Annotated in this window: 8 protein-coding genes; 2 read left to right on the forward strand and 6 right to left on the reverse strand. The window is 68.4% G+C overall.

Features of this window, described 5'->3' with window-relative positions; genetic code table 11:
- Positions 1-17: 17 nt before the first annotated feature.
- From DD1DGNOD_RS09065 to DD1DGNOD_RS09080, 4 genes are all read right to left on the reverse strand, one after another.
- Positions 18-410 (reverse strand): hypothetical protein, encoded by a 393-nt coding sequence (locus tag DD1DGNOD_RS09065; RefSeq protein WP_206443042.1) that lies wholly within the window; start codon positions 408-410, stop codon positions 18-20.
- A 210-nt stretch (positions 411-620) separates the two neighbouring features.
- Positions 621-1,589, reverse strand: a complete 969-nt coding sequence (locus DD1DGNOD_RS09070; protein WP_165034871.1) for a class I SAM-dependent methyltransferase — start codon at positions 1,587-1,589, stop codon at positions 621-623.
- Between the two features lie 37 nt (positions 1,590-1,626).
- Positions 1,627-2,454: an FkbM family methyltransferase gene (locus DD1DGNOD_RS09075; protein WP_131766184.1), complete on the reverse strand. Its 828-nt coding sequence runs from the start codon at positions 2,452-2,454 to the stop codon at positions 1,627-1,629.
- Positions 2,451-3,386 (reverse strand): FkbM family methyltransferase, encoded by a 936-nt coding sequence (locus DD1DGNOD_RS09080; RefSeq protein ID WP_165034872.1) that lies wholly within the window; start codon positions 3,384-3,386, stop codon positions 2,451-2,453. The genes DD1DGNOD_RS09075 and DD1DGNOD_RS09080 overlap by 4 nt, the downstream gene beginning before the upstream one ends.
- A gap of 219 nt (positions 3,387-3,605) precedes the next feature.
- On the opposite strand from DD1DGNOD_RS09080, the gene DD1DGNOD_RS09085 reads away from it, so the two are divergent.
- A complete protein-coding gene (locus tag DD1DGNOD_RS09085; RefSeq protein WP_165036545.1) occupies positions 3,606-4,769 on the forward strand; it encodes a glycosyltransferase family 4 protein in 1,164 nt (387 codons plus the stop codon).
- A gap of 11 nt (positions 4,770-4,780) precedes the next feature.
- Here the strand turns inward: DD1DGNOD_RS09085 and DD1DGNOD_RS09090 are convergent, their stop codons facing one another.
- Positions 4,781-5,806, reverse strand: coding sequence for a GDP-mannose 4,6-dehydratase (locus DD1DGNOD_RS09090; protein ID WP_131766187.1), 1,026 nt, complete (start codon positions 5,804-5,806; stop codon positions 4,781-4,783).
- A gap of 99 nt (positions 5,807-5,905) precedes the next feature.
- Here DD1DGNOD_RS09090 and DD1DGNOD_RS09095 point away from each other — a divergent pair, with 99 nt between their 5' ends.
- Positions 5,906-6,577 carry a class I SAM-dependent methyltransferase gene (locus DD1DGNOD_RS09095; RefSeq protein WP_131769885.1) on the forward strand — a complete coding sequence of 224 codons (672 nt, stop codon included), beginning with the start codon at positions 5,906-5,908 and terminating at the stop codon, positions 6,575-6,577.
- Between the two features lie 19 nt (positions 6,578-6,596).
- Here the strand turns inward: DD1DGNOD_RS09095 and DD1DGNOD_RS09100 are convergent, their stop codons facing one another.
- Positions 6,597-7,424 (reverse strand): TylF/MycF family methyltransferase, encoded by an 828-nt coding sequence (locus DD1DGNOD_RS09100; protein ID WP_131766189.1) that lies wholly within the window; start codon positions 7,422-7,424, stop codon positions 6,597-6,599.
- Positions 7,425-7,694 lie beyond the last annotated feature (270 nt).

A 7,694-nucleotide genomic window follows, 5' to 3' on the forward strand; every position in this document is an offset into this window, starting at 1 on the left:
GTGCGCGCCGTCGCCGACTACGCCACCCGGCCCGCGGTCCCGACCGCGGCGAACGCGTAGTCGGCGACGGCGCGCACCACGGAGCCGTGTGTGAGCACGTACTGCCAACCCTGCGGATCCCGCGGGTGACGTTCACGCACCAGGTTGGGTTTGAGGACGACCGTCCCACCCGGTGGGACGAAGTCACCCAGCGGATTCCAACGGGCCGTGTCCACGTGTGCCGCGTCCATCCCGGCCAGCGCCAGGACCCGGCGGACACCGGAATACACCGGGTTCGTCGTCGGGCCGAGGTGCCCGTGCGCGTACTCGGGATATGCGGTGTCCGGCGAGAAGGGTGCGACGTCCGGATATGACGCCGCCTGCGTCCGCGTGACTGCCACCCGGTACTGGGAGGCAGTGTTTTCAGGCATTCCCGGCATGTCCGGCCTTCTCGGTAGGAGCGCTGGCCGTGGTCGCGGTGCTGTCACGGCCGAGGCGGTCGGGTATCGCGCGTACCGGTCCTCGAACGGATGGTCGGTAGATAGCAGACGGTGGTGTATCTACGCTCAGAGTAGCGACTCTACTACGGAATGCGAGGACTGGACCGGGTGCGTCGCATCACCGGGGCATCACCGGGAGGCCTACCTCTGGGTCGGATGGGTCAGGTCCTTGGTCGGATGGGTGAGGACAGCCTTGATGGAGGCGGCTCGCCCGAGCCGGGCCATCAGCCGGGCGCTGGGCTCCCAGCCGGGCCGGAAGCGGTACACCCGTCCGATCGCCTTGCGGTCCACGACTTCGTGGGCGGGTCGGGTGGCAGGCGTTCCGGCAGCCGGCGGACGGCCGGGTGCGGCGTCCCGGTGGCCTGCCCCGTGCCGCCGGCGCCGGAGGTAGTCGCGCGCGGCCACCGCGAATCCGATCGGCGTTTCCAGCGGGAGCTCGCTCGTCCACACCCGACCGACCGCCAGGCCCGCGGTGGCGGCGACGGCCGACATTCCCGCGGCCGATGGGAACGCCACGTGGTCCACCTCCTTGAACATCGACCACCACGGGCCGACGACGCGGGGCACGATGCAGGACGAGTTCGACGTCGAGATGAAGATTTCGCCGTTCGGTGACAGGCGCGTTCGCAGCGCCTGTAGGAATCCCTGGATGTCGTGGACGTGTTCCAGGACGTTGATCGCAACGATCGCGTCGAAGGTCTGGCCGGACGGAAGATCCGACAGCGCCGGGTGGACGGTGTGGATCCCCCAGGTGGACGCTATGTGCGCGCGGTGCGCCGGATTTGTTTCCACGCCCCACACCTGCCGACCGGCGTCCCGTGCGGCGGCCAGCAGATGCCCGGAGCCCGGTCCGATCTCCAGGACGGTCGATCCGGCCAGGCCGATTGCCCGCCAGACATCGGCATGCGGCTGGTTGCCCGACGCCCCGACGGCGCGGGGAATCAGGGTCGAACCGTCTTCGGCCTGTTTGTGGAGATCCTCGAAGTCGGTTGCGGAGATGTCACGGAAGATCGATCGGCAGGCGCGGCAGGCGGCCCAGATTGCCGCGTCCCGACTACCGTAGTAACGAGCGCCACAAGCGCTGCAGAACGGGCATTCTTTGGTGATCACAGCTGCCTCCCCGGGGCCGGTGGTCGGTGAGCGGCCGTCATCCGTCATCCGTGCTGGCGGGACGGCTGGTGCGGTCCGTGGCGAGCGCGAGCGTGGTCCAGGGGGCGGAGTCGACGGGCTGGCGCGTACCGGCGGGACGGGAGGCGTCAAAGATCTGATAGCCGTGTTCGGTGAAGATCTGTGTCACCCGACCGGCATTGGCCTGGGCAACCTCGCAGATGACGGCCGGCCGGGTCTCGCGCAGCAGCCGGGGTCCGCCTTCGAGGACCAGTTGCTCGGCTCCCTCGACATCGATCTTCAACACGTCGGGTGCGGGGAAGTGGTCGAGGAGCGAGTCGAGGGTGACCGTCGGCACGACCTGGACGGTGCGTACGCCGCCGGTCTGGCTGCTACCGAATCCCTCGATGTGGTTGGTGGCCCGGTTGCGCGCCGCAATGCAGAACCTACTCACACCCGGATCGGCCGCGACCGCTACCGGCAGGACGTCTATCCCAGCGCGTTGCCCGGACAGCGCGCTCGACCGTCGCAGCAAGTTGACCATGATCGTGTCGGGTTCGACGGCGAGTACCGTTCCACCGGGGCCGGCCGCTGCCGCGGCGGCGAAGGTGAACAGACCGGTGTTGGCTCCGATGTCCCATACCGTGCTGCCCGCCCGGACCACTTCGCCGACCAGGCCGAGCAGGACGGGGTCGACGCCCGTCAGGCGTGGGCGCAGAAACTTCAGCCCGGCCTCGGAGGAAACGTAGATCCGGGTCTGGTCGAAGGGCGCGGGCAGCCTGCGGCGCAACACGACCCGGTGGGACGCACGCTCCGCGATGGACCGCAGGGAGAGCGTCGTTGTCTCGGAGTGCCTCGACCCGATCATTGGATCGTCCGCTCGTCGGCGGCGGTCTGCGGGGGAACTCCGGCCATAGAGGCAGGCGGCGTGGCCGGTGCGGACGCCTCGGTCAGGGGACGCCTCCTGGGCAGTCGCTGCGATGCCTGCCTCGCGTAGATGTAGCCGGACGGGTCGCGCCCGAGGCTTGTTGTCGGCCGCAGGGTGTCGTTGAGCAGGACCGTGTCGAAGCCGGCGGCGGACAGGAAGGTCAGTAGGGTCAGCGGGTCGCCGAACTCCGTGTGGACCTCCATCACGATGCGGTCGACACGGTCGAGCCATCCGCGTTCCTGGAACAGCGCGAACTCGGAACCCTCAATATCGATCTTCAGGAGGCTGGCCCTCTGGAAGCCTGCCGAGTCGAGGAGTTCGACCATTCCGGTGGTGGGAACGTCACCGGCCCAATGGCTGGCGGTCCGCCGGCCTTCCGCGCTTGCCAGGACTCCGGTATCGGCACCGACAAGCGTGTGCACTACCCGGATGCGCTCCGCGCATCCGTTGAGGCTCGCGTGTTCCTGGATGATCGCGCCAAAGCCGCGCTGCGCTTCGACGGCGAGGACCTGCGCGCCCGCTGCCGCGGCTACCAGCGAGAACAGTCCGTGGTTGGCACCGAGATCGACTACGGTGTCGCCGGGAGCGGGTGCGTAGCCGGGCCTGGCGAAGTAAACACCTCGGCAGTACATCTCCCGCGCGCCGCCGAACATGCGGCCGGGCAGCATGACCTCGACTCCCGGCATCGGGCGGAACTTCCACGGCCGGTTCGCCATGGCTCCGTCCACCGCGTTCAGGTTCCTTTGTCGAACGACCGCTGGTAGTCGAGCAACCGTGGCGGCGGTATATCGTCCCGCGGTCGCCGGGCCGGCCACAGCGGCTATCTGCCGGAGGTCGCCGCCGAGGCGGACGACCGCAGTCTTCCAGTCCATGCGCTCTCCTGCTCCCAGGTGACACATCGATGTCTACTAAGAGTAGCAGAGAAATTACGCTAAGAATTCAATGGCGGCTTCTGGCGTGCCTCGGTCGGTGCGCTTCCACCGCGATGGCCCGAGGGCCTCGGATGCGCGTACGGGATGTCGTGCACGGGATGGCGGGGCTGGCGCGTCGGTGCCGTCGGCTCGGGGTGTTTCTCGAGCACAATGTGTGACATGAAGAACTCCATACGTCACGATCATCACGCGCAGCAGACCGGCCGAACCGGCGATGTGCTGCTACTCGCACCGTCGCTGGGACTCGGTGGCGGCATCGAGCGCTATCTCGCCACGCTTGAACAAGCACTCGACGGGTCGGGCGCACCGGTACGCAGGGTAGACCTGCTTTCTCCCGGACGCCGCCCCACGCTCGCCGTGAAGGCTGCCTTTACTGCTCGGGCCCTGATCGCCGCGCGGCGGTATTCGCCCATCCGCTGCCTGCTGGTGGGGCATCCCGGCCTCATCCCGGTGGCGGCGGCGGTCACGGCGGCGGCCAGGCCGCCGCGTTCGTTCGTCGCGTTCTACGGCACCGACATCTGGGGTACCCGGCCGCTGCGCCGGACACTGCTCACCCGGCTTTCCCGGGCCCGCCCTCTGACGATCAGCAGCTTCAGCGCGGGCGCCATGGTGTCCCTGGGTATCCCCGCGGTTCTGCCGCCCGGCATCGACCCCCTTTGGCGTCGGACTCTGCTGGACACGCCGCGTCCGGCCGGGGCGGAGCGCGTTCCGGTGCTGCTCACCGTCTGCCGGTTGCCGGATTGGCGGGGCAAGGGCGTGGCGGAGCTGGTCGAGGCGACCCGACAGGTACGCGAGCGCATCGGTGCGGTGCGTCTGGTCGTGGCGGGTCAGGGCCCGGCTCCGTCCGACCTTGTCGAGTTGCTTGCCCGGGTGGACGCCGAGCTGCACGTGTCGCCGTCCGACGCGCAGCTGGCGCAGCTCTACGGCGCCGCCGACCTGTTCACGCTGTGTACCCGGACGCGGGTGCGTCCCCCCAGCAGCGGGGAAGGTTTCGGCATCGTGCTGGTCGAGGCGCAGCTCGCCGGCTGCCCGGTCGTCGCGCCGTTTTCAGGTGGCTCTTCCGACGCCTATGTCGCCGGGGTGACCGGCTGGTCGCCGGCGGACGAATCCGCTCCGGCCCTCGCCGAGCTGGTGCTACAGCTGCTCTCCGACCGCTCACGCCTTGCCGAGGCCGGCGGGCGTGCGCGTGAATGGGCGCGGATGGTGACCGATCCTGACGCCTACGCCGAGCAGACCTGCCGGATCCTCCTCGGCCGGGACGGGCCGTCCCCGGCCGCGACGGGCCGTCCCGGCGCCATGGCAGGCTGGTCGGGCCCACTGTGATCTGATGTTGTTCAGGCCCGCTGCGCGGCGTCGCCGCGCAGGGTGGCGTCCTCACGGTCGAGCTCGCTGCGCACGGCGGCAAGGTCGGCGTTCACCATCATCTCGACAAGGGTGCGGAAGCCGACCGCCGGTCGCCAGCCGAGCAGATCCCGTGCCTTGGAGGCGTCGCCTACGAGCACGTCGACCTCGGCGGGCCGCAGGAAGCGCGGGTCCTGGACGACGTACGGGCTCCAGTCGTCTATTCCGACATGGCTGAACGCGGTGTCGAGCAGCTCGCGGACCGAGTGCGTCTCCCCGGTGGCGACGACGTAGTCATCGGCGGTGTCACGCTGGAGCATCCGCCACATGGCGTCGACGTAGTCGCCGGCGAACCCCCAGTCGCGCCGCGCCTCGAGATTACCCAGCGCGATCTTCTCCTGTGCTCCGAGCGCGATCCGTGCGACCCCTCGGCTGATCTTCCTGGTCACGAACTCCACGCCCCGTCGCGGGCTCTCGTGGTTGAACAGGATGCCGGACACGGCGTGGGCGCCGTAGGACTCGCGGTAGTTGACGGTGATGTAGTGGCCGAAGGTCTTCGCGACTCCGTACGGGGAGCGTGGATGAAAGGCAGTGGTCTCACGCTGCGGGGTCTCGCGCACCTTGCCGAACATCTCCGAGCTTGACGCCTGGTAGAAGCGGATGCGTCCCATCTCGTCCGAGGTGACTATCCGGATCGCCTCGAGCATCCGCAGGACGCCGATGCCGGTTGTCTCGCCGGTCAGCTCCGCCTGCCGCCAGGACAGGCCGACGAAGGAGATCGCGCCCAGGTTGTATACCTCGTCGGGCTGGGCGATCTCGACCGCGCCGATGAGGGACGGCAGGTCGGTCAGGTCGCCCTCCAGCAGCCGGACTCCCGGCAGCGTCTTCTCGACCATGGCGACCTTCGGATTCGACTGGCCGCGAACGAGCCCGAAGACCTCGTAGCCCTTGTCGATCAGCAGCTCGCCCAGGTACAGCCCGTCCTGGCCGGTGATACCGGTGATCAGTGCGTGTGGCATGCGATGGCACCCTCTTTCCGTTACTTGAAGTGCGCGATATATTGCACATAGTAGTGTGCCTGCATCGTCCATCGTCACCGCACGTAGGGGAACAGTCTGATGGCCACCGATTTGCGATACCGCAATGCCGGCAACAAGATCCTGCTCGACCTGATCCGCCGGGAGCCCGGCAGTGCGCTCGACTGCGGCTGTGGCGCCGGTGACAATGCGCGGTTGCTGACCGGCCGTGGGTGGAGTGTCACCGGGGTCACCCACGATCCGGCCGAACTCAAGGTGGCGGAGGAGGTCTGCGAAGCCGTGTACCTGCGCGACCTGACCGATGGTCTCCCTTTCGCCGCTGACGGCTCCTATGATCTCGTGCTGCTGTCACACGTCCTGGAGCACCTCGTCGACCCCGCCCGGCTGCTGGCAGAGGCTCGGCGGGTCGTTGCCGAGGACGGGCTCGTGGCGGTGGCCCTGCCCAACGTCCTGCACTACAGCCAGCGGGCCAAGTTCATCCGTGGCCGGTTCGAATACACGCAGACCGGGGTGATGGACGCCACCCACCTGCGGTTCTTCACGTTCGACTCCGCTCTCCAGATGGTCCGCGACAGCGGCCTCGACGTGGTTTCGACGTTGCCCGACGGCGGGCTTCCCTGGTGGCGCCTGCGCAACGTGCTGTCCTCGGGCGTGACCGGGCGGCTCGACCAGTGGGCCGCCCGGCGGCGGCCGAACCTGCTGTGCTGGCAGGCGGTGTTCCTGGCCCGACCGCTGCCGAGCTGGGCGGCGTGACCCGCCGAGCGACCCGGGGCTACCGCCGCCAGTAGGCGCCGCAGGCGTCGATCCGCACGAGCGGGGCGTTGATTCCCTCGGCCGCCCGGAAGTCCTCGACCGCGCGCCGGCAGCCCTCGACCGCACCGAAATCGTCGATGATGCAGAAGCCACCGTCGGACAACCTGGGATAGAGCGCGCTCAGGGCCTCGATCGTGCTTGAGTACATGTCGCCGTCCAGGCGCATGAGCGCGAGCCTTTCGATCGGCGCACCCGGCAGCGTTTCGGAGAACCAGCCGGGCAGGAACCTCACCTGGTCGTCGAGCAGCCCGTACCGGCGGAAGTTGTCCTTGACCTCCGCCAGCGAGACGGCGAGTTCGGTCACCGTGTGGTGCCGGTCGCCGGTGTCGGCGGGATAACGCGCGGGATCGGGCTTCGGCAGCCCCGAGAACGAGTCCGCAACCCACACCCTGCGGTCCTCGACTCCGTGGGCCGCCAGTATTCCTCGCATCAGGATGCATGAACCGCCCCGCCAGACGCCTGTTTCGATCAGATCCCCGGGAACTCCGTCGAGCAGGATTGTCTCGATGCATTCCTGTAGGTTGTCCAGCCGTTTGGCGCCCACCATGGTATGTGCAAGCCGAGGCCAGTCCTGACCGTTCTGGCGAACCTCCGGGGAAATAATCCTCGCCACCGACAGGTTGCGGCGCTCGAGCAGCCGCTGCAGGATCTGGGCACTCTTGCGACCGCGCCAGACCGCGCCGTCCTGCCCGTCCCACAACGAGAAGGAGAGTACCTCCTTCAGCAGGTGGACATACCGTTCTGGAAGTTCCTGTCCAACGGACGGTGATATGTCGAGATCCGTCATGTCAATCATTCCTCCTTTTCTTTTCCGGGGACGTGTGGCCAGCTGGCCAAAGAGCGCGCGATCATGGTTCTTCTCGCGCGCTCGGAGGCCCCGAGGAACCTAGGACCAGGACACCCAGCGGGCGGGACGGGGTTCGTCGGGCAGGGGTGCGCCGTCGGCGGGCATGCGCAGCAGCCCGTCGACGAGACCGTGGAAGGCAAGCAGGCAGGACATGTACCCGCGCCTGCGCACGGCGTCCTTCAGGGCAGTGCCGGGCAGCAGGACCAGGAC

Origin of the sequence: Candidatus Protofrankia californiensis, from assembly GCF_900634765.1 — a bacterium.
GTDB lineage: Bacteria > Actinomycetota > Actinomycetes > Frankiales > Frankiaceae > Protofrankia > Protofrankia californiensis.